18 protein-coding genes are annotated in these 25884 nt (G+C 74.2%); 10 read left to right on the forward strand and 8 right to left on the reverse strand.

The genetic code is table 11. The annotated features are described in order from the left end of the window. Positions 1–17: 17 nt before the first annotated feature. On the reverse strand, positions 18–404 hold the full coding sequence (locus GA0070558_RS32980; RefSeq protein WP_141722297.1) for a hypothetical protein: 387 nt from the start codon (positions 402–404) through the stop codon (positions 18–20). 392 nt (positions 405–796) lie between these two features. Between GA0070558_RS32980 and GA0070558_RS23690 the strand changes: the two genes are divergently transcribed. Continuing rightward, positions 797–1666 (forward strand): SMP-30/gluconolactonase/LRE family protein, encoded by an 870-nt coding sequence (locus tag GA0070558_RS23690; RefSeq protein WP_256092093.1) that lies wholly within the window; start codon positions 797–799, stop codon positions 1664–1666. A gap of 107 nt (positions 1667–1773) precedes the next feature. On the opposite strand, the gene GA0070558_RS23695 is transcribed toward GA0070558_RS23690, so the two are convergent. The 4 genes from GA0070558_RS23695 to GA0070558_RS23705 all read right to left on the reverse strand — a co-directional run bounded on the left by GA0070558_RS23695 (position 1774) and on the right by GA0070558_RS23705 (position 4259). Continuing rightward, entirely contained in the window at positions 1774–2385 is a 612-nt protein-coding gene (locus GA0070558_RS23695) for a TetR/AcrR family transcriptional regulator (RefSeq protein WP_091283705.1), read from the reverse strand. Positions 2386–2412: 27 nt separating this feature from the next. Beyond that, entirely contained in the window at positions 2413–2988 is a 576-nt protein-coding gene (locus GA0070558_RS23700; RefSeq protein WP_218107069.1) for an SDR family NAD(P)-dependent oxidoreductase, read from the reverse strand. Then, the gene (locus GA0070558_RS33910) at positions 2889–3266 is read right to left on the reverse strand and encodes an SDR family NAD(P)-dependent oxidoreductase (RefSeq protein ID WP_218107070.1); all 378 of its coding nucleotides are present in this window, start codon (positions 3264–3266) and stop codon (positions 2889–2891) included. The genes GA0070558_RS23700 and GA0070558_RS33910 overlap by 100 nt, the downstream gene beginning before the upstream one ends. 144 nt (positions 3267–3410) lie before the next feature. After that, positions 3411–4259 carry a helix-turn-helix transcriptional regulator gene (locus GA0070558_RS23705; protein WP_091283708.1) on the reverse strand — a complete coding sequence of 283 codons (849 nt, stop codon included), beginning with the start codon at positions 4257–4259 and terminating at the stop codon, positions 3411–3413. Between the two features lie 128 nt (positions 4260–4387). On the opposite strand from GA0070558_RS23705, the gene GA0070558_RS23710 reads away from it, so the two are divergent. After that, positions 4388–5374 carry an aldo/keto reductase gene (locus GA0070558_RS23710; RefSeq protein ID WP_091283709.1) on the forward strand — a complete coding sequence of 329 codons (987 nt, stop codon included), beginning with the start codon at positions 4388–4390 and terminating at the stop codon, positions 5372–5374. 108 nt (positions 5375–5482) lie between these two features. On the opposite strand, the gene GA0070558_RS23715 is transcribed toward GA0070558_RS23710, so the two are convergent. The 3 genes from GA0070558_RS23715 to GA0070558_RS23725 form a co-directional block, all read right to left on the reverse strand. Continuing rightward, positions 5483–6928, reverse strand: a complete 1446-nt coding sequence (locus tag GA0070558_RS23715) for an MFS transporter (RefSeq protein ID WP_091283712.1) — start codon at positions 6926–6928, stop codon at positions 5483–5485. 24 nt (positions 6929–6952) lie between these two features. Then, positions 6953–7741 (reverse strand): class I SAM-dependent DNA methyltransferase, encoded by a 789-nt coding sequence (locus GA0070558_RS23720; protein ID WP_176734343.1) that lies wholly within the window; start codon positions 7739–7741, stop codon positions 6953–6955. A 139-nt stretch (positions 7742–7880) separates the two neighbouring features. After that, the gene (locus tag GA0070558_RS23725; protein WP_043968262.1) at positions 7881–9089 is read right to left on the reverse strand and encodes an MFS transporter; all 1209 of its coding nucleotides are present in this window, start codon (positions 9087–9089) and stop codon (positions 7881–7883) included. 527 nt (positions 9090–9616) lie between these two features. Here GA0070558_RS23725 and GA0070558_RS23730 point away from each other — a divergent pair. The 8 genes from GA0070558_RS23730 (at position 9617) to GA0070558_RS23765 (ending at position 25699) form a co-directional block, all read left to right on the forward strand. Then, complete coding sequence (locus GA0070558_RS23730) at positions 9617–10432, forward strand: LuxR C-terminal-related transcriptional regulator (RefSeq protein ID WP_077939619.1); 816 nt, start codon at positions 9617–9619, stop codon at positions 10430–10432. Further along, positions 10429–11277: an aminoglycoside phosphotransferase family protein gene (locus GA0070558_RS23735; RefSeq protein ID WP_091283715.1), complete on the forward strand. Its 849-nt coding sequence runs from the start codon at positions 10429–10431 to the stop codon at positions 11275–11277. Before GA0070558_RS23730 ends, GA0070558_RS23735 begins: the two co-directional genes overlap by 4 nt. A 217-nt stretch (positions 11278–11494) precedes the next feature. After that, entirely contained in the window at positions 11495–14722 is a 3228-nt protein-coding gene (locus tag GA0070558_RS23740) for a non-ribosomal peptide synthetase (protein ID WP_091283718.1), read from the forward strand. Beyond that, entirely contained in the window at positions 14715–17009 is a 2295-nt protein-coding gene (locus GA0070558_RS23745; RefSeq protein ID WP_176734344.1) for a beta-ketoacyl synthase N-terminal-like domain-containing protein, read from the forward strand. The genes GA0070558_RS23740 and GA0070558_RS23745 overlap by 8 nt, the downstream gene beginning before the upstream one ends. Then, a complete protein-coding gene (locus tag GA0070558_RS23750; protein WP_077939623.1) occupies positions 17009–17275 on the forward strand; it encodes a phosphopantetheine-binding protein in 267 nt (88 codons plus the stop codon). The genes GA0070558_RS23745 and GA0070558_RS23750 overlap by 1 nt, the downstream gene beginning before the upstream one ends. Continuing rightward, on the forward strand, positions 17275–20715 hold the full coding sequence (locus GA0070558_RS23755) for a non-ribosomal peptide synthetase (RefSeq protein ID WP_091283721.1): 3441 nt from the start codon (positions 17275–17277) through the stop codon (positions 20713–20715). Before GA0070558_RS23750 ends, GA0070558_RS23755 begins: the two co-directional genes overlap by 1 nt. Next, a complete protein-coding gene (locus tag GA0070558_RS23760; protein ID WP_091283722.1) occupies positions 20712–23666 on the forward strand; it encodes a type I polyketide synthase in 2955 nt (984 codons plus the stop codon). Before GA0070558_RS23755 ends, GA0070558_RS23760 begins: the two co-directional genes overlap by 4 nt. Then, positions 23663–25699 carry an amino acid adenylation domain-containing protein gene (locus GA0070558_RS23765; protein WP_091283724.1) on the forward strand — a complete coding sequence of 679 codons (2037 nt, stop codon included), beginning with the start codon at positions 23663–23665 and terminating at the stop codon, positions 25697–25699. Before GA0070558_RS23760 ends, GA0070558_RS23765 begins: the two co-directional genes overlap by 4 nt. Positions 25700–25884: the final 185 nt, after the last annotated feature.

Here is a 25884-nt window from a genome sequence, read left to right on the forward strand (position 1 = left end):
ACGCCGGGTGGATCTCTTCACCGGATGACAGCTCGAACGCCGGAATCTTGGCTTTCCACACCGCCACCGGGGATCCGCTCCGTCGTCCAGAATCGGCCCCAGCGGAGCCTCAGCCGGGCGGCCGATGGCGCGCAGCGGCTGGCGGTGAAGGCGACGGCGACGGCGAAGACGACGAACATGCCCGGCGCGAGCGCTTCCGCGACTGCGCCAAGCAGGTCACGCCGCCGACCGGCGGTGGAAGCCGCCCACGGCGACCCGCCGGCGACGCCCGCACCGGGGGCGGCCCGCCCGGCTGGGCGGTCATTGTGGCCTGACGAACCGTGTCCGACGGTCATGGTGAGACCTCCTGGGTCGTGGATCTGCGAGCAACTCTGCGCGGCGCCCACCGACGGCACATCGGTCATCTGACTTCGATCACGGCCGGCCCTCGCCGTGCCGTGCGGACCGAGCTTCGGAGTTGTCCAGGCGGCGATGGCGGGCGCCGTTGCCTGGTCCCCCGAGGAAGGGAAGCGCCGGCGCGGACTCGCGGGCGTCGAACATGCCGTTTCCGGCTGACGCCGGGTCGAGGCACGCCATCGATCGAGACGTACGAGGCGGGGAAGTCGGCGCGGCTGCCGGGCTGGCGAACTGCCGGAGCGGCGACTGTCGCGTCCAGCGCTGCGCAAACGAAGGTCATGCGTTGTCTTCCGGGACGCACGCCTTTCGTGGCTACTCTGTTCATGTGGCAGGCTGGTCGCCTGGTTGACCTGCCAGGCGTGGGCCCAGGAGGGCGATCATGACGACGAAAGCGACCACGGTGGCCGAGGGCTTCCACTTCTTGGAGGCACCACGTTGGCGCGATCAGCGGCTCTGGTTCGTCGACTTCTACGGCCCTCAGGTCTGGTCCATGCGGGAGGACGGCGCTGATCTGCGGGCCGAGGCCGACGTGCCAGGGCAACCCTCCGGACTGGGCTGGCTCCCCGACGGACGCATGTTGGTCGTATCGATGCGCGACCGCAAGGTGCTCCGCAAGGAGCCGGGCGGAACGCTGGTCGTGCATGCCGATCTGGCCGGTCACGCCACCGGGCACGGCAACGACCTGGTTGTGGACAGCCACGGCCGCGCGTTCGTCGGCAACTTCGGCTTCGATCTCATGGCCGATGATCCGCTACGACCGGCCGGGCTGCACCGCGTGGATCCCGACGGCTACGTCACGCAGGTGGCCGACGACCTGTGGTTTCCCAACGGCAGCGTCATCACCCCCGACAACGTGCTTCTCGTGGTGGAGACGTTCGGCAACCGGGTCACCGCCTTCGACATCTCCGACGACGGGGACCTCAGCGGCCGGCGGCCGTGGGCGACGTTCGGGCCCCTCCCGGTCGGCCACCGGCTCGACCAGGTGCTGGCCGAGCTGCAGGTCGCTGGCGACGGTGCCTGCCTCGACGCGACGGGCGGGCTGTGGATCGCCGATGCGGTCGGCAGCCGGCTCGTGCGGGTGGTCGAGGGCGGCACGATCACCGACGAGATCCGGCCCGGCTCGCCGGTGTACGCCTGCGCCCTCGGCGGTGCCGCAGGGACGACACTGTTCGCCTGCGCGGCACCTGACTTCCACGAGAAGGCTCGCAGGTCGGCCCGCGAGGGCCGCATGCTGGCAGTGCGGGTCGCTGTTCCAGCGTGCACACCGTGATGACCGCATTGAGACGACCGGTTGGCTGACGGAAGGTCTCCGGCAGTCCTGCGGTCAGCCGGTCACGCTGCCCGGATGTTCGCTGCCAGCGGGGCCCACCCGCTCCCTCAAAGCGGGGGGAACTCGAGCGAGGCGAGGATGAGTTCCCGTGCGGTGTGGACCGTGGCCGAGTAGGTGGCCGGGTCCCGGCCGATGCGTTCTGCGCCCGCGCGCATGACGCCGGAGAGCAGCTCCACCGTGAGGTGCACGTCGCCGACATCGCGGAACTCGCCGCGTTCGATGCCGTCCTGTACGACGTTCTCGACCTCGACGACGATCGCGTGGAACGGGCTGTCCGGCCCCTTGGGTAGGTCGACGAACGGCGGACCGGAGCCGGGCCGGAACATCAGCTGCAGGATCTGGTCCTGGAACGCGGTCAGGACGGTCTCGATGATCTCCCGCATCCGATCCGCAGCCGGTTCGGTGGAACGTGTGGCGATCGTGGCCACCCGTTCGACCGTGGGCTGGCCCACCCGCTGGGTCAGTGCCAGGACCAGCGCTGTCTGGTCGCGGGCGTAGTTGTACAGCGTGTTGCGCGCGAGCCCGGCCCGGGTCGCGATGTGGCCCATGTTGATCGAGTCGTAGTCGCGTTCGAGTAGTAGCTGCCGCATCGCCTCGGCGAGATCGGCCCAGACCAGCTCGTGGTGTTCCCCGATGCTGGTTCCCCGGATCCGCGGCATTCGGTCATCCTTCCCTACGGCAGGGGGTCATCCGGTGGCTGCCTTCGGGTGGTGGCGGCGTAGGTTGGCGGCGATGACGTGGTCGAGCATCCGGTCGGAGAGCAGCCGGGTCAGGCCGATGACCAGGGCGGCATCGCGGCCGATGGTGTAGCGGGTACGCGGTCTGCGGGCCGTCACGGCCTTCGCGACGACCCGGGCGGCGGCGTCGGCGGTCACGCCCGACGCCGTGCCGGTCTGCATCAACGTGTTGATCGCCTGGACCAGGCTGCCGTACCGGGCGTCCTGCTCCGGCGTCATCTCGGCGGCCAGTTGGTTCGCCGTGGCGATCCCACGGGCGGCCATTTTCGTGCGGACGCCGCCGGGCTCGACCACGACCACGGGTACGCCCAGCGGCGCGACCTCGCGCCGCAGCGAGTCGCTCACCGCCTCCAGGGCGAACTTCGCGCCGGCGTACGCCCCGTAGGTGGGCATGGCGGCCTTGCCGCCTATCGAGCTGATGTTGATCACGCGGCCCTTGTCCTGCAGGAGCGCGGGCAGGAGCGCCTGGGTGACGGCGACGTGGCCGAACAGGTTGACCTCGAACACCCGCCGCCACTGCGCCATCGGCGTGCTTCGACCGGCGCGTTCACCTGGATTCCCGCGTTGTTGACGAGGGCGTGCAGCGTGCGCGGGTCGGCCGCGACCCGCGCGGCGAGTGCCGCGACCTGCTCGGAGCTGGTGATGTCGAGGATGACCGGCTCGATGTCGGTCGTGCGGATGGCGTCGGCGTCGTGGTCGCGTCGCACGCCGGCCAGGACGTGGAACCTCTGGCGGGCCAGTTCGCGGGCGGTTGAGGCACCCATGCCGGTGGAGGCGCCGGTGACCACGATCAGCTTCTGCATGGCCGCACTCTGCCTTATGCGACACCCTGTCGTCAAGTTTGCGACATGGTGTCGCAAACAGTGTCGCGCTGTCCATGCCCACGCGGCGCGCTGTCCGGGATCACCCGCGCCAGCTTCGGTCGGCGTGGGGAACTGCGGGCGTCGTCAGTAGGGCACGGCGGCCGGGAACTCCTCGACCCCCAGCACGCGCAGCAGCTCGAGTTTCTCCCGGGCCTCGGCGTCGGCCGGGGTCAGCACCAGTAGCTGCTGGCCGAGATCGGGGGTGACCAGGGTTTCGCAGTCCATCGTGACGCGGCCCACGCGCGGGTGCATGAATGTCTTGCGGTCGGCCCGGCGCACCGCCACCTCGTGCTCGGCCCACAGCCGCTGGAAGTCGTCGCTCGCCGCCCGCAACCGTTCGATCAGGCCGGTCACGGCCGGGTCGCCGGCCCGCCGTCCGGCCACCGCGCGCAGGTCGGCGACCTGCTGGCGGGCGTGCCGCTGCCATTCCTCGGGGCCGTGGAGGTCGCGGATGGCCGGGTCGGTGAAGTAGCGGTAGGTGACGTAGCGGCGGTCGCCGGTCAGCCCGGTGTGGTCGCCGGTGAGCAGGATCGACATGCGGTTCTGCGCCAGCACCTCGCCGAGGTCGGACAGGACCATGGCGGGGGTGTCGCCCACCAGGTCGAGCAGGCGGACCAGGCCGGCCCGGGCCAGGCGGGCGATGCCGTCGGCGGGCGGCGGCTGGTGGCCGGCCAGGTGGAACAGGTGGCTTCGCTCGTCGTCGGTCAGGCGCAGGGCCCGGGCCAGGGCGCCGAGCAGCTGGGTCGACGGCTGGCTGCTGCGGCCCTGCTCAAGGCGGACGACGTAGTCGACGGACATGCCGGCGAGCATGGCGACCTCCTCGCGGCGTAGGCCGGCGGTGCGGCGGCGGGGGCCGTCGGCGATGCCGGCCTCGGCGGGGCGGATGGCCTCGCGCCGGCGACGCAGGAAGTCGGCGAGCTGCTTGCGCTGCATGCCTCCATGCTGCCCGGGGACTGGGCGTCGAGCCAGGGAGTGGCGCTCCCACGACAAGCGCTCCGCTGCCGACGGGCCGCAAAGCGGCGCAAGGTGGAGCCGAGATCGACCGACGAGGGAGAGTTTCGATGCAGACACGCACTCTGGGCAGCACGGGTCCCACGGTTTCCGCGGTGGGGCTGGGGGCGATGAGCATGTCGGGCGCGTACGGTCCGGCCGATCGCGGGGAGAGCATCGCCACGGTGCGGGCCGCGCTGGACGCGGGGGTCACGCTGGTCGACACCGGTGACTTCTACGGCATGGGGCACAACGAGCTGCTGCTGTCGGAGGCGTTACGGGGACGCGACCGGGACAGCTATCTGCTGAGCGTGAAGTTCGGGCAGCAGGTGGGGCCGGGCATGCGGTTTTCCGGTCAGGACTGCCGACCGGCTTCCGTGCGGAACTTCCTGAGCTACTCGCTGACCCGGCTCGGCGTCGACCACGTGGACATCTACCGGCCGGCCCGGCTCGACCGGTCGGTGCCGATCGAGGACACGATCGGCGCGATCAAGGAGATGATCGACGCCGGTTACGTACGGTATGTAGGGCTCTCCGAGGTCGACGCGGAGACCGTCCGGCGGGCGCACGCCGTACATCCGGTTGCTGATCTTCAGATCGAGTATTCGCTGCTGTCGCGGGCGGTCGAGGCCGACGTGCTGCCCACCCTGCAGGAGCTGGGCATCGGGCTGACCGCGTACGGGGTGCTGGGCCGTGGCCTGCTCTCGGGGAACTGGGTGCCGGGGCGGGCGGACGATCCGCGTAACCACAGTCCCCGCTTCTCCGCCGAGAACGCGTCGCACAACCTCGCCCTGGTGGACGCGTTGCGCCGGGTCGCCGACGCGAAGGGGTGCACGGTGGCGCAGCTGGCGATCGCGTGGGTGGCGGCGCAGGACCCGTCCATCGTTGCGCTGGTCGGTGCGCGTACCCGGCAGCGACTGGCTGAGGCGTTGCCGGCGCTGGACGTGAAGCTGTCGGCCGATGATCTCGAAGAGATCGAGGCGGCCGTGCCGAAGGGCGCCGCGCGCGGTGACCGTTACCCGGCGGCGTTCATGTCGAGCCTCGGCGTCGGCAACTAGTAGTGCTTTGTCATGCAGCCGTGGACGGGTGATCCGAGTGGCGGTTCTCGGGGCTGGTGGCGAGTCCGGGCTGCGGTAGGGGCGGGGCCTGACGGTGCTGCGCCGCCGTCAGGCTGCCGGTGTCCCCCGCGGCCCGTGCGGGGACCGCAGGGACGGCAGCGCCCAGAGGAACGCGAGCAGGCCACCGGCCGTCGCGAGGACGACCGCCGGCCGCAGCGCGACCGACTGCCCCACCAGCCCGCCGAGCACCGCGCCGACCGGGCGTACCCCGAAGCTGATCGTCTGGTAGGCCCCACGGACCTGGGTACGCAGCGGCACCGGCACGGTGGAGACGAAGGTGGCGGCGACGCTGATGTCCTGCACCGAGCGGCCCACCCCGGACAGGAACGAGGCGACGAGGACGACGGTCACGACCACCGCCGTCGGACCGGCCGCGACCGCGACGGCCGTCAGCGGCGCGGCGGAGAGCAGACTGCCGGCCACCAGGCTCCGGGGCATCCCGAGGCGCCGGGCGACCGCCGGGAGCGCCAGGGATCCCGCCAGGGCCCCGGCGGCCTCGGCGCCGAGCACGAGCCCGGTCACGGCGGCGGACAGGTGCAGCGTCCGGGTGAGGAACAGGACGAGGAGGGCGTGGAACATCAGGTTGAAGAAGTTGGCGGTGGTGGTGACGCCGAGCGCGCCACGTAGGGCGGGGTTGGCCGCGATGAAGCGCAGCCCCGTGGTGGAGACCGGTGCGGTCCGTGGTGGCGGAGTCCGTGCCGCAGGGCGGTCGATCCTGGTCAGCAGGGCGGCCGACCAGAGGTAGGACAGCGCGTCCGCGGCCACCGCGACGGGGGCGGAGAGGACCGGGACCAGGAGACCGCCGGCACCGGATCCTGCCACGGACGCCACCGTGCGGGCGCTGTAGACCAGCGACTGGCCGGCGACGAGGCGGTCGTCGTCGAGGAGGGTGGGGAAGAGAGCGGCATCGGCCACGACGAACACCACCGACGCGCTCGCGACGATCGCGGTGAGCGCGTACAGGGCGGGCAGGTGCAACCAGCCCAGCCACCAGGCCGCTGGCAGCGCCGCGGTCGCCGCGAAGCGGACGAGGTCGGCGCCGATCATCGGGGCCAGCGGGTGCCGGAAGCGGGCCACCCACCCTCCCGCCGGAATGGCGAACAGGACGCTCGGGATCCACGCCAGCGCCGTCAGCCAGCCCATCTGGGCCGGGCCCGCGCCGAGCAGCACTGCGGCGGCGACGGGCACCGCCACCGACAGCACCCCGTCCCCGGCGGTCGAGACGCTCACGGCGCCCCAGTAACGCCGGAACGCCGGCACCCGCAGCGGCGCCACGTGCGACGGGAGGTCGGTCCGTGCCCACCGGCGTCCCCCTTCCGGACCACCCGGCCGCCCTGCTCGGGCCCGGTCCGTGGCGGGCCGCTCCTGAGGCCGACGCAGGAGGCGGCCCGCCACGGGGCCGCGGGTCACTCGCTCCAGTCGGCGATCTTCATCGGGCACCTCCTCTCGCCTCCAGGGACTCGTCGGCACCGGCTCCGACCCGGTGCCGCGCACGGCATGCGGGGCCCGGGCAAACCGTCAGCCCGGCTTGCGCGCGACGACGAAGCTCTTGCGGTGCAGCTCCTCGTCGGCGTCCTCGGCCAGCTCGCCGAGGTGCAGCCCGTGGGTGGCCAGGTGCGTCAGGCCCGCCTCGCCCAGCAGCCGCCCGACCACGTCCGGCGCGAAGTACGAGAACTCGTGCCGCTGGTGGAACCGCCGCCAGGTGATCCCGTCGTGGGTCGTGAACCGGTCGATCAGGTAGTCCGAGCCGTGCGGGTCGCGCCGCGACGACGCCCCGCGTACGACGGTGAACTCGTCCTCGCTGTCCTCCACGACCACGCGCGACGGGTGCCGCCGATGGAATCCGGCGGTGCCGAGGTCGAAGACGAACAGGGCGCCCGGCGCCAGCAGGGCGGACACCCCGCGTAGCGCGGCGGACAGCTCCTGCTCGTCGCGCAGGTAGACGAACGGCTCGCCCAGCGTCACCGCGACGTCGAACACCCCGAGGTCGGGCAGCTCCCGCAGGTCCGCGACGACGAGGCGGACCTGCTCGGCGCCCGGCTTCGCCCGTGCCTGCCGGAGCATCTCCGGCGAGACGTCGACCGCGGTGACCTGGTATCCCGCCTGGGCGAGGCGGATGGCGGCCTGGCCGGTGCCGGCGCCCAGGTCGAGCAGGCGTCGTCCGGCTGCGCCGTGCCGCCCGATCAGGTCCAGGTAGAGCGCGACCCAGCGGTCGTAGTCGTTGCGTCGGGTGACGTGGTCGTACGTGCTCGCGATCGAGTCGTAGATCGTCTGCACCGAGCGACCCGTCGAGCGTGGCTCTGTCACCGTGAGCTCCTGTCGTCCACCGTGCGCGAAGCACTGGTGAAAGGCTAGGCGTGCCTTGTGGACAACGAATGGACGACGGATCGGGGCAGCTCAGGAGAAGGGTGGGACGGTGCGGTGGCAGCCGCGCTGGCCGTGCCCGTCAGCGGCTGGTCGCCGGGGCGGGCTCGGGCTCCAGGGTGACCTGGCTGCGGTGCGCGACCGGGACGATCAACGCCGACGCGGCGAGCGCGGCGAGGGCGATGCCCAGCCACCCCCAGAACCCGAACGTGATGACCAGGCCGGAGAGCACCGCCGGGCCGACGATGTTCTGCGTGATGACGTGCAGGTCGAACGCGCCCAGGTATTCGCCCTGGGCGTGCTCGGGGGCGAGCCCGAAGGCGAGTCCCCAGCCGGAGGCGGCCTGCATCACCTCGGCCACCGAGAGGATCAGCACGCCGGCGACGATCGCCACGCAGGCGAGCGCCACGTTGTCCTCCAGCGCGGTCAGGGCGATGACCAGGCATCCGCCGGCGAGCCAGTAGCCGGAGCGTCGGGCGAGCCGGCCGGCTCCCGCCACGGTGTCCGCGCCGCGGCTGGCCCGGACCTGGAACAGGATGACGAACACGGTGTTGAAGATCAGCAGCAGTGGCACCAGGAAGTGCGGCAGCGTGGTGCGGTTGAGTGCCCAGAGCGGCATGGTGACCAGGATGACGCTGACGTGCGAGGCCAGGATCGTGGAGACGCCGATGACCGCGAGGAAGCGCGGATCGCGTACGGCGGCGAAGCGCTTGAAGCCCACCGGCACCGGCCGGGACGGCGCGTCGGGCAGGCGGGTGACCAGCAGCGCGGCGCCGACCATCAGCGCGGCGGTGGTGAGCGGGATGAGCACCAGCAGCCGCTGGCTGAGGGCGGCGACGGCGGCCACCCCGATGCCGATGCTGAAGCCGATGTTGAACACCGAGCGCATCATGGCCTTGAGCTTGACCCGTTCGTCGGCGGGCACGAGGTTGCCGACCAGGGCCCCGTTCGTCGGTCCGGTGCCGTACTCGATGAACCCGACGGCGACCACCAGGGCGTAGAACTGCGCCGCGCTGCCCACCAGGGTGTAGAGGCCGAAGCCGACCGCCAGGGTGGTGAACAGGACGATCAGCAGCCGCCGCGCGCCCACCCGGTCGGCGATCACCCCGAAGAGCACCGACGACACGAAGGCGGAGAGGCCGGCCGCGGAGAGGCCCAGGCCGACCTGCTTGGCGTCGAGCCCGACGCGGAGTGTGAAGTAGACCACGCTGCCGCTGAGGAAGACGCCCTTGCCGATCGACTCGGCCAGCCGGATCGCGATCAGTTTCCTGCGCAGCGGATCGGTCGGCACCAAACGGAACGAATAATCAATCAATCGCGAAAAGGGCATGTTCCCACATCCTGGTGTAATGGCGCGGTCGTCATCAATAATCGTGATCGGGGTGGCGGATGGACAGGGCCTGCGGGCGGCGGCGGGCGGGACGACTTCCCGGCCGTCCGGGAAGTTTTCCGCTGGACAACCCGGGGCCGCTGCGCTAGGCGTACGCGCAGATCGGGGCGGATCCCGCCGGCCGGACGACCGTAGGCGCAGGTCGTGACCTTGGGATCCGCCATCGGCGCTGAAATGTTTCTGACTGACAGTAGCTGCGATCCATCTTCGTTTACGTAATTGACCTCGGAAAATAGGTCGGATGATTGACAGGGGGGCCCGCCGATCGTGTATATGTGTTGTTCTAGTAGATGTAGGTAGCTGTTCATGCCGATGAGGCGATCCGTTCCCGCGACGCCCTCCCGCCGGGAGGCGTCGCGGGCTGCTTGGGGACGGGGTGAGGTGTGGCAATGGTCGGCGTTGGCTCGTCCACGGACCTGGCTCATACGATGAGTCGGGATCCGGAGGAGGTCGCGGACGGGGCACAACCCCGGGTCGTGACGGTGGTGCTGGCCGACGCTCAGCCGGTGGTGCGCAGGGGGCTCATCGCCCTGCTGTCCACCTCGACTGAGATCGACGTGGTGGCCGAGGCGGGAACGGCGCAGGCGGCGCTGCGGAGCGCGGCGTCGGTCCGCCCCGACGTGCTCGTGCTCGACATCGCGATGCCGGACTTCCAGGCCGGCACCCTTCAGGAGATCACCCGGGTCTCGCCGTCGACCGCGGTGCTGGTCTTCACCGCCGTCGAGGACGAGGCCGTCGTGGTCACCACCATGCGTGCCGGCGCCCGAGGGTACGTGCTCAAGAGCTGCCCCGGCGACGGCATCGTGCGGACGGTCCGGGGCCTGGCCACCGGCGAGGTGATCCTCGGTCCCCGCGTCGCCGACCTGCTCATCGGGCAGCTCGGCCGGGAGCCGCGCAACCAGCAGATGTTCCCGGAGCTCACGGAGCGCGAGCGGCAGGTGCTGGAGCTGATCGCGGCGGGCATGCGCAACGCCGCGATCGCCGCCCGGCTCAACCTGTCCCCGAAGACGATCAGCAACCACATCTCGACGATCTTCAACAAACTGAACGTGTCGGACCGGTACGAGGCGATCGAGATGGCCCGCGAGGCCCGGTTCGCCCGACCGCGGCCGTACCGGCCGGGGCTCGACCTGGTGGCCGGCGGCGGGAGTCCCCGGCTGCACGGCGCTGGCGCGATGCCGTTGCGCCGGGCGGGCGGCCCGGCGGCACTGGCCAGCCTGCGCTCGGTGGAGGGAACGGCATGAACGGCATGACCCTGGACCTGGAGACCATCGCCAACCGGCTGGAGCCGCGCTTCGGCAAGGCCGCCCACCGCTGGGCCGGCACCTTGCCGCAGCGGCTGACCGATCTCGTCGCCGAGTGGGGGCTCGACCTCGGTGAGCAGCTCAAGTCCGGCAACTCCTCGGTGGTGTTCCGCTGCACCGGCCCGCAGGGCGAGGCGGTGCTGAAGCTGTCACCGGACAGCTACGCGGTGCGGGAGGAGGTCGACATGCTGCGCCAGTTCGGGCCCAGCGGGCGGGTGCCGGTGGTGCTGGCGGCGGCCCGGGGCGCGGTGCTGCTGGAGTCGATCCGGCCGGGCACGCTGGTGGAGAAGATGGCGCAGCCGCCCACCCCCGCCGACTACGCCGACTTCCTCACCGACCTGCACGCCGCCGGTGACCCGGCCGCCGCGCCCCGGCAGCTCACCGACTGGATCGACGTGCTGTTCAACTCGGCGGTCCGGCGGGGCGCCGACCTCGCCGGGTCGAAGCGGCTGCGCGACGACCTCTTCGCGGTGCCCACCGAAACCGTGCTGCTCCACGGCGACCTGCACCTGGGCAACGTGCTCAGCGGCGGCGCCCGGGGGTTGGTGGCGATCGACCCGATGGCCTGCGCCGGCGACCCCTGCTTCGACGCCGTCGACTACGTGCTCGAAGGACTGGATCGCGCGGAGATGGTACGCCGCCGCGACGAGCTGGCCGCCGCCGCCGGGATCGACGTCGACCGGCTCGACATGTGGTGCCGGGTCACCGCGCCGATCGGCGCCACGTACGTCAGCAACCCGGCACACTCCGCCGAGCTGGCGGCCTTCGGGCGCGGCGAGTATTGACCCCCGGTCGGGTCGTCAGGTCGGGGTGGCACCGCGCGCGGTGCCACCCCGACCTCGCGTAGCCCTGGCTCCACGGCGGTGGCCGGGACGGTGACCGTGGGCCCGCCGGCGGGCCGGGCCCGGCGGAGCTGTCTGCCAGCCGACCGGGAGGTTTTCCCTGCCGGGGCGGGAAAGCCCGCTCTGTCGGGCGGGGTGCCCGGACGGCCACGATCGGTGCATGGTTCGTACCGGTCGTGCTTCGTTCGCTCAGGAACGGCTCTACTTCCTCAACCAGCTGCAACCCGGCAATCCGGCCTACGTGGTGGCCTTCGGGGTGCACCTGCACGGCACGCTTCGCCCCGAGGCGCTGCGCGCGGCCCTGCTGCGCGTCACCGCTCGGCACGAGGCGCTGCGTACCACGTTCGCGCTGGTGGACGGGGTGCTCGTCCAGCGGGTGGCGGACTCCCCGCAGGCGGAGATCGAGATCGAGGCCGGGGAGTGGGCCGACCGGGACACCCAGGAGGGGTTCCTGCGGACCCTGGTCGCCGAGCAGGCGCGTCGGGCGTTCGCGCTCGACGAGGGCCCGGTGCTGCGCGCGTACCTGCGTTCCTGGGGGCCCGACGAGCACACCCTGGCGGTGCTGGTCCACCACATCGCCTGCGACGGCTGGTCGGTCGGGCTGCTGCTGCAAGACCTCGCCGCCGAGTACCACGCCGCGCTGGCCGGGGCCGACGGCGTCGGCCACGCCGAACCCGCCGAGTCCTACCTGGCGTACGCGCAGCGGCAGCGCGCCGACTGGGAGCGGGACGGCTCCGGGCTGGACTTCTGGCGCACCGAGCTGCGGGACGTCCCGCAGCTCGCGCTGCTCACCGACTTCCCCCGGCCGAGCGTGCTCGGCAACCGGGGCGCGGTGCTGCGCCGGCCGGTCGACGCCGGGCTGGTCGACCGGCTGACCGCGTGGGCACGGGAGCGCGGGGCGACGCTGTTCGCGGTGACCCTGGCCGCCTACGCCGCGGTGCTGTCCCGCTACGCCCGCCAGGACGACGTGGTGATCGGGGTCCCGGTGGCCAACCGGATGGACGAGGCCGAGGAGCGGCTGGTCGGCTGCCTGGTCAACACCCTGCCGATCCGGCTCGACCTGGCCGACCGGCCCCGCTTCGCCGAGCTGGTCGACCGGGCCCGCCGGGCCAGCATGGCCGCCTTCGCCAACCAGGACGTGCCGTTCGAGGAGATCGTGCGGGCCACCGTGGGGGAGCGGCAGCTCAGCCACGCGCCGCTGTTCCAGACCTCGCTGACCGTGCAGAACTTCCCGTTCGCCTTTCCCGAGTTCGACGGGGTGAAGCTGACCGAGGTGGACGTCGAGGTCGACGTCACGAAGTTCGACGTGGGGCTCACCCTCGACGTCTCCACCGACGCCCCGTTCCTGCGCGCCGAGTACAGCACCGAGCTGTTCACCGAGGAGACCGTCGCCACGCTGCTCCGGCACTACCTGACCTTCCTGCGCGCGATCGTGGACGAGCCGGACGCCGAGCCGTCCATGGTGGACGCGGCCGAGCACCGGCTGCTCGTCGAGGAGGTGAACCCGCCACTGACCGCCGAGCCGATCGGGTACCCGTCGGTGCTGCGCCGCTTCGACGAGCACGTGGCGCGTACCCCGGAGGCGGTGGCGGTGCGGCACCGCGACGCGACGGTGACGTACGCCGAGCTGGATCGCTGGGCCGGGCGGATCGCCGCCGGCCTCGCGGACCTGGGGATCGGCCACGGCGACCGGGTGGGGCTGCTGCTCGGCCGCTCGCCCGCGGTGATCGCGGCCATCGTCGGGGTGTGGCGGCTCGGCGCCGTCTACGTGCCGCTGGACCCGGAGTATCCCCGGCAGCGCCTCGACCTGATCACCGCCAGCGCCGGGCTGCGGATCATGCTGGCGGAGCCCGGGACCGCCGACACCGCCGGGGCGCTCACCGCCGGCCGGGGCATCCGGCTGGCCGACCCGCACACCCTCGACGGGGCCGCCGAGGTGCCGCTGGCCTACCCTGCCGGGGACGACCCGGCCTACGTCATCTACACCTCCGGCTCGACCGGGGTGCCCAAGGGCGTGCTGGTCGGGCACGGCGGCCTGGACGCCCTGAACACCCCCACCCCCGGTGGTCTCGACGTCACCGCCGCCGACGTGTGGCTGGCGGCCAGCTCCTTCTCGTTCGACGCCTCGGTGTGGGAGATGTGGGGAGCGCTGACCACCGGCGGCCGGCTGGTCGTCGCCGACCAGGCGGACCTGGTCGACCGGGAGCGGCTCGCCGCCCTGGTGCACCGGGAGGCGGTCACGGCGGTGTTCCAGACCCCGGGCGCCCTCTACCGGCTGCTGCCGCCCTACCTGCGGCAGCTCGGCGGCGGGCGGTCCCGGCTGCGCTACGTCGTCCTCGGCGGCGAGGCGTTGAGCTGGGCCCGGCTCACCCAGCTGGTCGGCGGGGCGCCCCGGCTGGACACGGTCTTCGTGAACATGTACGGCATCACCGAGGGCACCATCCACTGCACGATCTTCGCCGCGCCCGCCGCCGAGCTGGCCCGGGTCCGGGAGGGCACCATCGGCGTGCCGCTGCCCTCGGCCCGGTGCTACGTCCTCGACGAACAGCTGCGCCCGACCGGGGTGGACGTGCCCGGCGAGCTGTACTGCGGCGGGGTGCTCGTCGCGCACGGCTACGTGAACAACCCCGAGCTGACCGCCGCCCGCTTCCTGCCCGACCCGTACGGGAGGGGGGTCATGTACAAGACCGGCGACGTGGTCAAGTGGGGCGCCGACGGCACCATGGTCTACCTCGGCCGCAACGACACCCAGGTGCAGCTGCGCGGCTACCGGGTGGAGCTGGCCGAGGTCGAGGGCGCGTTCCTGACCCACCCGGCGGTGCGCTCGTGCGCGGTGGCGGCCGAGAACGACCAACTGGTCGCCTTCGTCGTCGGCGGGACCGGCCCAGACACCGAACGCGAGCTGCGCGGCCACGTCCGGCGGACGCTGCCCGCCTACATGGTGCCGGCCCGGATCCTCGCCGTCGAGGCGATCCCGCTCACCGCACACGGCAAGGTGGACACCGCCCGCCTGCTGGCCGAGACCCGCGCGGCCCGGACGGCCGCCGCGCCGGCCCCGGCCGCCGACCGCGCCGCCGGCACGGACCTCCAGGAGCGGGTACGGGCCTGCTGGAGCGAGGTGCTCGGCCGCTCCGACGTGGGGCTGCACGACAACTTCTTCGACCTGGGCGGGCACAGCTTCGCGCTGATCGCGTTGCAGCAGCGGCTCGCCGACGACGGGCTGGAGGTCTCCGTGACGGACCTGTTCCGGGCCGGCACGGTCGCCGGCTGCGCGGCGCAGCTGCGCGAGGCCGCCCCGGTGCCGGCCGATGCGCGGGTCACCCAGCGCCACCAGGGGCGGGCCCTGCTCGCCGGCCGGCGGCGCGGTGCCGGAGGCGGCCGTGGCTGAGCCCGACGACGACGCCGCGGTGGCCGTGGTCGGCCTGGCCGTGCGCGTCCCCGGCGCGGACCGGGACCTGGACCGGTTCTGGCACCACGTGGTGCACGGCATCGACGCCGTCAGCTTCTTCACCCCGGAGCAGCTGCTCGGCTGGGGCGTGCCGAAGGACCTCGTCGAGCATCCCGACTTCGTGCCGGCCCGGGCGGTGCTGGCGAGCGCGGACCGCTTCGACCACCGGCTGTTCAGCTACTCGCCGTCGGACAGCGCGCTGATGGACCCCCAGCAGCGTGTCCTGCTGGAGTGCGCGTGGGCCGCGCTGGAGCACGCCGGCCACCCACCGGTCGCCGCCGACGGCAACCGGATCGCGGTGTACGTCGGCACCGGGCTCAACGTCTACCTGCTCGACAACGTCTGGCCCAACCAGCGCGCCGTCGAGGCGGCCGGCGGCCTCGGGCTGATCATCGGCAGCGACAAGGACTTCGCGGCCACCCGGATCGCGTACAAGCTGAACCTGCAGGGCCCGGCGGTCACGGTGCAGGCCGCCTGCTCGACCTCGCTGGTCGCGGTGCACCAGGCGGTGCAGGCGCTGCTGACGTACGACGCCGACGTGGCGCTGGCCGGGGCGGCGACGGTGGCGCCGCCGACGCGGCGCGGGCACCGGTACGAGCCCGGCGGCATCTTCTCCGCCGACGGCCGGTGCCGGGCCTTCGACGCCGCCGCCGACGGGACCGTGCCCGGCGACGGGGCGGGCGTGGTGGTGCTCAAGCGCCTCGCCGACGCCCGCCGGGACGGCGACACCGTGCACGCCGTCGTCCGGGGGTCGGCGATCAACAACGACGGCCTGCGCAAGGCCGGCTTCACCGCGCCCGGCCCCACCGGCCAGGCGGCGGTGATCTCGGCGGCGCTGGAGGTGGCCGGCGTCGACCCGGACACCGTCGGGCTGATCGAGACGCACGGCACCGGCACCGCGCTGGGCGACCCGATCGAGGTGGCGGCCCTGCGGCAGGTCTTCGACAGCGACCGGCCCGACCGGGCCCCCTGCGCGCTCGGCGCGGTCAAGTCGGTCGTCGGGCACCTGGACACCGCAGCCGGCGTGATCGGGCTGGTCAAGGCGGTGCTGGCGCTGAAACACCGGACCGTCCCGCCGATCGCCCACCTGAGCACCCCCAACCCCCGGGTCGAGCTGGCCGGCTCCGTCTTCGACCTGCCGGTGGCGGCGCGGCCCTGGACCCCGATCGACGGGGTGCTGCGGGCCGGGGTCAGCGCCTTCGGCATCGGCGGCACCAACGCCCACGTCGTCCTCGAAGCCGCCCAGGACCCCGCGCCCCGCCGCCGTCGGCACGTCACCGAGCTGGTCCTCGTCTCCGCGAAGACGGCCACCGCGGCCCAGGACAGCGTCGACCGTGCGGTGGACGTCGTGGCCCGGACCGCCCCCGGCGACCTGGCCGACGTCGCGTACACGCTGCGCACCGGCCGCGCCGAGCTGCCCTGGCGGGCGGCGTTCCTCACCGGCCGGCACGCTCCGGCGGCCGGGGCCGGCGTGCCGGGGCCGGCGGTGCGGCAGGTCGACGCGAAGGCGCGGGCGCGGGGCGTGGGCCTGTACCTCACCGCAGCCGGCGAGCTGACCGGCAACCGGCCGAACTACGACGCCGACCCGGCCTACCGGGCCACCGCCGACGAGGGGGCGGCGCTGCTGCGCGGGCAGCCCCTCGACGAGCCGGCCCGCGAGCGGGTCAACCGGCTGGTCGCCTGCGTCGGCCTGGCCCGGTCGCTACGCGGCCGGGGGATCGCGCCCCGCGAGCTGGCCGGCACCGGCCTCGGCCTGCTGGCCGGCGCGGTGGTGGCCGGGGTGGTCACCCTGCCGGAGGCGGTGGCGCTGCTGCGCGGCGACCGCGACCCGGCCCGGCTCCGCCCCGCCGAGCTGCCGCTGCGGGCCGCCGGCGGGGAACCGCTCACCGACGCCGAGTGCGCCGATCCGACCCGCTGGCGGGCGGCGGCGCTCGCCCCGGCCGCGCCGCAGCCGCTGCCACCCGACGCGGACCGGCTGCTCTGGATCGAGGTCGGCACGAGCGTCACCCCCCGGTTCGGGCCGGACCCGTCGGCGCTGCCCACCGACCGGCACGCCCGGCTGCTGGCGACCGTCGGCGCGCTGTGGCAGCTCGGCCTGGCCGGCCCCTGGGATCCCGCGTACGACACGGGGCGGCGGCGGGTGCCCGCCCCCACCTACCCCTTCGCCGCCACCCGGCACTACCTGGACGCCCCCGCTACCCACCTGGACACAGAGAGGCACCACTGATGCGCGACGTAGACGACCGGACCTGGGTGGCCGAGTTCGAGGAGCTGTGGAAGGAGGTGCTCGGCGTCGACACGGTCGACGACGACGACGACTTCTTCGACCTCGGCGGCCACTCGCTGAGCGCGCTGCGGCTCAGCACCCTGATCCGCCAGGAGCTCAACCTCGCGGTGATGTTCGGTCACGTCCTGGAGAACCCCCGCTTCGCCGACCTGCGTACGGTGGCGGGCCAGGTGCCGGCGGACCGGCCGGCGGCGGAGGCACGGTGATGGACCGCCCCGACCTGGCCGCCTGGACGCCACTGGCCGCCCAGGTGCTCGGCGTCGCGCCCGAGCACCTGCGTCAGGCGGCGGCCGCCGAGTCCTTCGTCGGGCTGGGCGGCACCTCGTTGCAGGCCATCGCGCTGGTCTCGCTCGGCCAGCGGGAGCTGCGGGCGCACGTGGAGGCGGGCCGGCTGCTGTCCGCGCTGCCGCTGGCGCAGGTGCTCGCCGACGCGGTCGAGTACGTCGACACCGCCCCGCCGGTGCTCGCGCGGCGGCCCGCCGAACGGGACCTGCTGCCCGGCCAGCGGTCCATGCTCGCCGCGCACCTGCTCGACCGGGACGCGCCCTACCACCTGATGTTCACCCTGGAGGCGGACGGCCCGCTGGACCCGGCCCGCGTTCGCCGGGTGCTGGGGGAGCTGGCCGCCCGGCACGAGGCGCTGCGCACCCGCTTCGTCCACGAGCCCCGGCAGGCCCGGATCGTGCTGCCCGCGCCGTACCAGCCGCGGCTGCTGCACCAGGCGCTGCCCGGCGACGACGCGGTCCGCGCCGTGCACGACCTGTATGGCACCGCGGCGGGGCGGCTGCTGCGCCCCTTCGAGGAGCCACCGGTCGTGTTCGTGCTGACCCGGGCCGGGGACCGGGATTTGCTGACCCTGCTGGTGCACCACGTGGTCAGCGACGGCTGGAGCATCGGGCTGCTGTGGCGGGAGTTCACCGCGCGTTACGCCGCCGACGCGGCGGGCGGCGCACCACCCGGTGACGACGCGCCCGCGCCCGCCCCGGACTGGATCGGCAGCCGGCTGGCCGCGCGGGAGGCGGCCGGGGAGGTGGACGCCGCGCTGGCCCGGATCCGGACCCGGCTGACGGGCGCGCCGAGCACGGTGGCGCTCGCCACCGACCTGCCCCCGCTGGCCGAGGCCGACGGGCGGGGCGCGCGCCTGCACTTCCACCTCGACCCGGCGACGGCCGAGGCGGTGACCGACCTGGCCCGCCGGTGCGGGGTGACCGTGACGTCGGTGGTCATGGCGGGCTGGGCGCTGGCCGCGTCCCGCCACGCCGGGCTGGACGACCTGGTCCTCGGGGTCCCCGCGGCGGGCCGCTTCGAGGCGGGCATGGCGGACATCGTGGGCCTGTGCACCCGGGTCGTCCCGGTGCGCTGCGCGAGCGGCGACGCGCTGACCGTACGCGAGCACGTCCGGGGCGTGGCCGGGGCGGTGGGCGAGGCGGCCGCCGACGCCGACGTGCCGTTCGAGCGGGTCGTCGCGGCGCTCGACGTCCCCACCGACCCGGCGCGCAACCCGCTGGCGCAGCTCGGCTTCGCCGCCCACCACGAGCTGGTCCCCGACGAGCTGACCGGGGGCGGCCGGCGCTGGCGGCTGCACGAGGGGCACTGCCACGGCGCGGTCTTCGACGCCCTGCTCTACCTGCAGTCTTGGTCGGCGCGCCCGCGGCTGGCCCTGGAGTACGCGACGTCGGCGCTCACTGCCGCCGAGGCAGGCGAGCTGGTCGAGTCGTTCCGGGCGGCGCTGGCCGCGCTCGCCGCCGACCCCGACGCGCCCCTGGGCGAGGTCGGCACCCTCTCGCCGGCCCAGCGGGACCGGCTGCGCACCCTGGGCGGCGGTGGCCCCCACCACACCACCGACGACGTGTGGCACCGGTTCGCCCGCCACGCCCGCGACGCGGGCGAGAAGATCGCGCTGGTCGATCCGCAGGCCGGGCTCACCCTCACCTACCGCGAACTGCACGACCGCGCCGTGGCCCAGGCGGGCCTGCTGCACGCCCGCGGGGTGCGCGCCGGCGACGGGGTGCTGCTGGAGCTGCCGCGCTCGGCGGCGGAGGCGGTGGCGGTGCTGGGCGTGCTGCGCCTCGGCGCGTACTACGTGGCGGTCGACCGGGACGCCACCGACGAGTGGCGGGCACACCTGGTCGAGGCGGTCGCACCCCGCGCCCGGCTCGGCGTGGACGCACCGGGGCCGCACCGGTCCGGCGTGGCCGACTGCCCGCTGGTCGACCTCCACGACCCGGCTCCGGTCCTCGACGCCGGCCCCGAGGCGCCGGCCGGGCCGGACCGGACCGCGTACACCTCGTTCACCTCCGGCTCGACCGGCGTACCGAAGGGCGTCGTCGTCCCGCACCGGGCGGTGCTGCGCCTCGCCGACGACCCGGGGCTCTTCGTCGACCGGCCGGGCATGCGGATGCTGCGCCTGTCGCCGCTGGCGTTCGACGCGTCCACGCTGGAGCTGCTGGTGCCGCTGGCCAACGGGGACACCGTGGTGGTCTTCCCGGCCGGGGAGCCGACGCCCAGCGCGCTGACCGGGTTCCTGCGCGCCGAGGCCGTCAGCCACGCCTGGCTCACCTCGGGCGTCTTCCACCTGGTCGCCGACCACCGGCCGGACGCCTTCGCCGGGCTGCGGCAGCTCTTCACCGGCGGCGGCGTGGTCTCCCCGGCGCACGTGCGCCGGGCGCTGGCCGCCTGCCCGGGGCTGCGGCTCACCAACGGCTACGGTCCGACCGAGAACACCACGTTCACCACCACGTACTCGATCGACCACGCCGAGGCCACGCCGGACCCGCTGCCGATCGGCGGGCCGGTGCGCGGCACCGACCTGCACGTCGTGGGTCCGGGCGGACGCCTCGTCCCGCCCGGGGCGGTCGGCGAGCTGTGGGCGGCGGGGACCGGGCTCGCCGACGGCTACCTCGACGACCCGGCCCGCACGGACGCCTCGTTCGTCCGCTCCGCGGAGCTGGGAACGCGCCTGTACCGCACCGGTGACCTGGTGCGCTGGGGCGCGGACGGGCAGCTGCGGTTCCTCGGCCGCAACGACCGCCAGGTGAAGATCGCCGGCCACCGGGTCGAGCTGGTCGACATCGAGCGCCGGCTGCGCGCCCGCCCCGGCGTACGCGACGCGGTGGTCTTCACCGTCGGCGACCCGGCGACCGGGGTGCGCCTGTGCGCCGCCCTGAAGCCCGACGGGGACGGCGTCGACGTGGCCGACGTGCGCCGGGCGGTGGAGCCGGAGCTGGCCCCGTACGCCCGCCCGCAGCAGTGGCACACCGTGGCCGAGTTTCCGCTGGACCGCAACGGCAAGGTCGACCTGCGGGCGCTGGCCGCCCTGGCCACCGTCGCGCCCCCCACCGCGGCGAACTCCTCGGCCTCCTCCTCGGCGTCGTCCCCGGCCTTGTCCTCGGCGTCGCTCACCGAGTTCGAGGAGCTGGTCACGGGGGCGTGGGTGGAGGCCCTGGGCACCGACGACTTCGACCTCGACGAGGCGTTCTTCGACGTCGGCGGGGAGTCCCTGCGGCTGGCCGTGGTCCGCCGGCTGCTCCAGGAGCGGCTGTCCGGCCGGACGATCCCGCTGACCGACCTCTACCGCTTTCCGACCGTCCAGACGCTGGCCCGGCATCTGCACGCACAGACCGAAGGAGCAGGCGCACCCTCATGAACGGCGACATCGCGATCGTAGGCATGGCGGGCCGGTTCCCCGGCGCCGCCGACGTCTGGCAGTACTGGTCCAACCTGGCCGCCGGACGGATCACCATCAGCTCGCTGACCCGCAGCGAGCTGCTGGCCGCCGGGGTGCCCGCCGACCGGCTGGACGACCCCGCGTACGTGCCGGCGCGCGGGATGCTGGCCGACCCGGAGCTCTTCGACGCCGCCTTCTTCGGCATCACCCCCCGGGAGGCGGAGACCACCGACCCGCAGCACCGGCTGCTGATGCAGACCGCCTGGGCCGCGCTGGAGTCGGCCGGGCTCACCACCGACGCGCCCTTCGGCCGGGTCGGCGTCTTCGCCGGCGCGGGCTTCAACTACTACGCGCTGCACCACGTCTTCGCGCGGCCCGGCCTGGTCGACGCGCAGGGGCTGCTGTCGGTGGTGCTCGGCAACGAGAAGGACCACCTGGCGGCGAAGATCGCCTACCGGCTGGGCCTGGGCGGGCCCGCCGTCACCGTGCAGACCGCCTGCTCGACCTCGCTCGTGGCGGTGCACCTGGCCGCGCAGAGCCTGCGCGCCGGCGACTCGGACGTCGCGCTGGCCGGCGGGGCCTGCGTGGCCGTGCCGCAGCACTCCGGCTACCTGTACGAGACCAAGGGCATCATGTCGGCCGACGGCACCTGTCGCCCGTTCGACGCCACCGCGGAGGGGACCGTGCCCGGCAACGGCGTCGCCCTGGTGGTGCTCAAGCGCGCCGAGGACGCCCGCCGCGACGGCGACACCGTCTACGCGGTGATCAAGGGCTCGGCGGTGAACAACGACGGCAACCTGAAGGTCGGCTACACCGCCCCCGGGGTGGCCGGCCAGATCGACGTGCTGACCCGCGCGTACGCTGCCGCCGGGGTGGACCCCGCCACCGTGGGCTACCTGGAGGCGCACGGCACCGCCACCGAGGTCGGCGACGCCATCGAGCTGTCCGCGCTGGCCGAGGTCTTCACCCGGGGCACCCGGCCCTGCTCGCTCGGCTCGGTCAAGGCCAACGTCGGCCACCTCGACGCGGCGGCCGGCGTCGCCGGGCTCATCAAGGCCGCGCTGGCGCTGCACTTCCGCCAGATCCCGCCGCTGGCCGGCCTGAAGCAGGCCCGGCCCGAGCTGCTCGACGGCTCCACCCCGTTCACGGTGGACGCCGTGGCCCGGCCCTGGGAGACCGACGGCACGCCGCGCCGGGCCGGGGTCAGCGCGTTCGGCCTCGGCGGCACCAACGTCCACGTGGTGCTGGAGGAGGGGGACGGGCCGGACGTGCCGGACCCGACCGTCCCGCCCGGGGAGCGCACCGAGCTGGTGGTGCTCTCCGGGCGCACCCCGGAGGCGGTCCGGGCCGCCGCCGAGCAGCTCGGCGAGCACCTGCGGCAGCGCCCCGACCTGCCGCTGGCCGACGTCGCCCGCACCCTGCAGTCGTACCGCCGGCACTTCCCGCACCGGCTCGCGGTGGCTGCCCGGGACCTCGCCGAGACGGCGACCCGGCTGCGCCGCGCCCCGGCCCGGGCGGCGGCCCGCCGGCCCAGCGTGGTCCTGCTCTTTCCCGGCCAGGGCACCGAGTTCCCCGCCATGTCCCGGGGCCTCTACGACCGTTACCCCTCGTTCCGGGCCGACCTCGACCGGGGGGCGCGGCTGCTCACCCCGATCCTCGGGCTGGACCCGCGCGACGTGCTGGTCGACGACGACCCGCACGACGTGGTGCACCGCACCGACGTGACCCAGCCCGTGCTGGCGCTGCACGAGCTGGCCCTCGGCCGGCTGCTGCTCTCCTGGGGGGTACGCCCGGCCGCGCTGGTCGGCCACTCCGTCGGCGAGTTCGCCGCCGCCGCGCTGGCCGGGGAGCTGGCCGGCGACGACATGCTGCGCCTGGTGGCGACCCGGGGCCGGCTCATGCACGACGCACCCGAGGGCGGCATGCTGGCCGTCCTCGCCTCCCCGCCCGTTCTCACCCCCCACCTGGCCGGCCTGGACGAGCTCGACGTGGCCGCGCGCAACGCCCCCGACCTGACCGTGGTGGCCGGGCCGGTGGCGCAGCTCGACGCGCTACGGGAGCGGCTGACCGGGGCGGGCGTGCACTGGCGGGCGCTGCCCGCCCGGCGGGCCTTCCACAGCCGGATGATGGCCGACGCGGCCCGGCGGTTCGGCGTCGAGGCCGACCGGGTGGACCAGCGTCCCCGCACCGTTGCGGTGATCAACACAGTGGACGGGGCGCTGCTGGGCAAGGGGCTGTCCCGCCCGGCGGGCTACTGGGCGACCCAGCTGCGCAGCCCGGTCGGCTACCACGACGCGCTGCTGACCGCGCTCGGCCTGCCCGACCCGGTCCTGGTCGAGGTAGGGCCGGGAAGCGCGCTGACCGGCGCCGCCCGGCAGACCCCGCAGGGCCGGCCGGTGCCCGGGTACGCCCTGCAGCCACGGCCAACGGCCCGCCCGGACGCCGGTGACGTGCTGGCCGGCATCGGCGCGCTCTGGACGGCCGGGGTGGGCGTGGACTGGCCGGCGCTGCGCGGCGACACCGGCAGCCGGCGGGTCGCGCTGCCCGGCTACCCGTTCGCCCCCACCCGGCACTGGCTCGACGCCGCACCACCGCTCCCGGACGTCCCGCCGCCGGTCCCGGACATCGCACCGGACGTCCCGAACGTCGCACCGGATGTCCCGGCGTCGCCGGCCGGCGGGATGGACGCCCCGGCGTCGCCGGCCGGCGGCGAGGACGGCCTCGTGGGGGAGCTCGTGGCGCTCTGGACCGACCTGCTCGGTGTCCCGGAGATCGGCCCGGACACGAACTTCTTCGCGGTCGGCGGCGACTCGCTGCTGCTCATCCGCATGATCAGCCAGCTGCGGCGCCGCTACGGGGTGCGGGTGCCGATCGACACCCTCACCGCGGACGCCACGCCGCGCGTGCTCGCCGGGCTGGTGACCGCGTGACCGCCCGCCACGACGACCTGGATCTCGCCGCCGCGGTGGCGGCCGTGCTCTGCCACCGGCTCGGCGGCGCGACCGAGGTCGCGGTGCACGGCCCGCGCGGCGAGCTGCGGCTGCGCGTGGGCCCGGAGCACACCCTCGACCAGGTACGCGCGCAGGCGCGCGGCCTCCCCCCGGCGGCGGTGGAGCCGGATGTGCCGCCGGCGGCGGTGCCGGACGTGCTGCTGTCCGCTCCGGCCGCCGACGACGGTGTCGTGGCCACCCTGGGCGCGCTGCCGGTGCGCTTCCTGCGCCACCACGGCGACGCCCGGTGGCTGCCGGAGCGCCTGCACACCCTGCAGGCATGGCTCACCGCCCACCCGGACCGGCCGGTGCGGGAGGCGACGCTCGTCGGCCCCGAGGAACGCCGGACCCTGCTCGGCTTCAACCCCGCGCCGACGCCCACCCCGCGCACCCCGGTGCACGAGCTGATCTGCCGGCAGGCGGCACGCACCCCGGACGCCGTCGCGCTGCGCGGCGGCGTCCGACACCTCAGCTACCGCGAGTTCCTGGACGAGGCGGCGGCGCTGGCCGGACGGCTGCGCGCCGACGGGATAGGCCCGGGGTCGGTGGTCGGGCTCTGCGCCGAACGCAGCCCCGAACTGGTGGTCGCGGTGCTCGGCGTGCTGCTGGCCGGCGCGGCGTACCTGCCGGTCGACCCGGCGCACCCGCGTCCCCGGCTGGACCTCATGCTCGGCACCGCCGGGGCGGCGCTGGTGCTGGCCGACCCGGCGGGGCAGGCCGCCCTCGGCGTCGAGCCGACCGTGCCCGTTCGCCCGCTGGACGGCGGCGACCGGCCCGCCCCGCCGGTCGACTGGCGCGGCTACCGGACGCCGGAGGAGGTGGTCCACGGCCTCTCGTACGTGATCTTCACCTCCGGCTCGACGGGCGCGCCCAAGGGCGTGCAGATGACGCACCTGTCGCTGGCCAACCGCCTGGCCTGGATGCAGGACACCTATCGGATCGGCCCGGGTGACGTGGTGTTGCAGAAGACGCCGTACACCTTCGACGTCTCGGTGTGGGAGCTGCTCTGGCCCTTCCTCGCCGGCGCCACCCTGGTGACGGCGCAGCCGCAGGCCCACCGTGACCCGCAGGAGATGGTCGAGGTGATCGCCCGCGAGTCGGTGACCACCGTCCACTTCGTGCCCTCCATGCTCGCCCTCTTCGTCGAGGAGGCGGGACTGGAGCGCTGTGCCGACCTGCGCCGGGTGATCTGCAGCGGGGAGGCGCTGCCGCCGAAGCTGGTCAACAAGCTCACCGCTGTGCTGCCCGGGGCGCAGGTGCACAACCTGTACGGCCCCACCGAGGCGGCCATCGACGTCACCGCCTGGCAGTGCCGCCGGCCCGAACCGGCCGACACCGTGCCGATCGGCCGGCCGATCAGCAACGTCGTCGCGTACGTGCTCGACGACCGGGGCGAACTCGCCCCGCTGGGCCAGGTGGGGGAGCTGGTGGTCGGCGGGGACTGCCTCGCGCGCGGCTACGCGGGCCGGCCCGACCTGACCGCCGAGCGGTTCGTCGAGGTGACGGTAGCCGGCCGGCCGCAGCGGGTGTACCGGACCGGGGACCTGGTCTGGTGGTCGCCGGAGGGCCACCTCAACTACGTCGGCCGGGTCGACACCCAGGTCAAGATCCGCGGGCAGCGGGTGGAGCTGGGGGAGATCGAGTCGACCCTCAACCGGCACCCGCTCGTGGCCAACAGCGTCGTCCTGCTGCGCGAGGACGTGGGCGCCGCGCCGACCCTGGTGGCGTACCTGGTCGCCGAGCGCGACGCCGAACCGGCCCGGCTGACCGAGCCGGCGCTGCGCGGGTTCCTCGCCGAGGCGTTGCCTGACCACATGGTGCCGGCACGTTGCGTCCTCCTGCCCGAGCTGCCCGCCACCGCCAACGGCAAGATCGACCGGCGGGCGCTGCCCCCTCCGCCGGCCCGGGTCCGCCGCCGCGCCGCCGTCCGGGCGGGCCGTCCCGATCACGTCGCTCTGCCGTCTGGCGCCTGATCCGTCGCGGTTCCGGCTGGTCGGTGGTCAGGTACGGGGGCGAACCTGACCACGGCCCCCGATCGGACAGATCGCCGCGCCGACGCCTGCGCCTGGGCGCCGCCTTCTGACAGAGACGACGCGCGCTCCGGCTGCCCGAGCTGACCCGGCCGTCGTTCATCCGGAGCGGCGGCTCCGCCCGACGT

This window comes from Micromonospora haikouensis, assembly GCF_900091595.1.
Taxonomy (GTDB): domain Bacteria; phylum Actinomycetota; class Actinomycetes; order Mycobacteriales; family Micromonosporaceae; genus Micromonospora; species Micromonospora haikouensis.

Coding starts and splice junctions, on each gene's coding strand:
- GA0070558_RS23740 (WP_091283718.1), top strand. CDS start 11,495: ATGGTTCGTACCGGTCGTGCTTCGTTCGCTCAGGAACGGCTCTACTTC.
- GA0070558_RS23735 (WP_091283715.1), top strand. CDS start 10,429: ATGAACGGCATGACCCTGGACCTGGAGACCATCGCCAACCGGCTGGAG.
- GA0070558_RS33910 (WP_218107070.1), bottom strand. CDS start 3,266: ATGCAGAAGCTGATCGTGGTCACCGGCGCCTCCACCGGCATGGGTGCC.
- GA0070558_RS23705 (WP_091283708.1), bottom strand. CDS start 4,259: ATGCAGCGCAAGCAGCTCGCCGACTTCCTGCGTCGCCGGCGCGAGGCC.
- GA0070558_RS23700 (WP_218107069.1), bottom strand. CDS start 2,988: ATGGCGCAGTGGCGGCGGGTGTTCGAGGTCAACCTGTTCGGCCACGTC.
- GA0070558_RS23755 (WP_091283721.1), top strand. CDS start 17,275: ATGGACCGCCCCGACCTGGCCGCCTGGACGCCACTGGCCGCCCAGGTG.
- GA0070558_RS23760 (WP_091283722.1), top strand. CDS start 20,712: ATGAACGGCGACATCGCGATCGTAGGCATGGCGGGCCGGTTCCCCGGC.
- GA0070558_RS23730 (WP_077939619.1), top strand. CDS start 9,617: ATGAGTCGGGATCCGGAGGAGGTCGCGGACGGGGCACAACCCCGGGTC.
- GA0070558_RS32980 (WP_141722297.1), bottom strand. CDS start 404: ATGACCGATGTGCCGTCGGTGGGCGCCGCGCAGAGTTGCTCGCAGATC.
- GA0070558_RS23750 (WP_077939623.1), top strand. CDS start 17,009: ATGCGCGACGTAGACGACCGGACCTGGGTGGCCGAGTTCGAGGAGCTG.
- GA0070558_RS23695 (WP_091283705.1), bottom strand. CDS start 2,385: ATGCCGCGGATCCGGGGAACCAGCATCGGGGAACACCACGAGCTGGTC.
- GA0070558_RS23710 (WP_091283709.1), top strand. CDS start 4,388: ATGCAGACACGCACTCTGGGCAGCACGGGTCCCACGGTTTCCGCGGTG.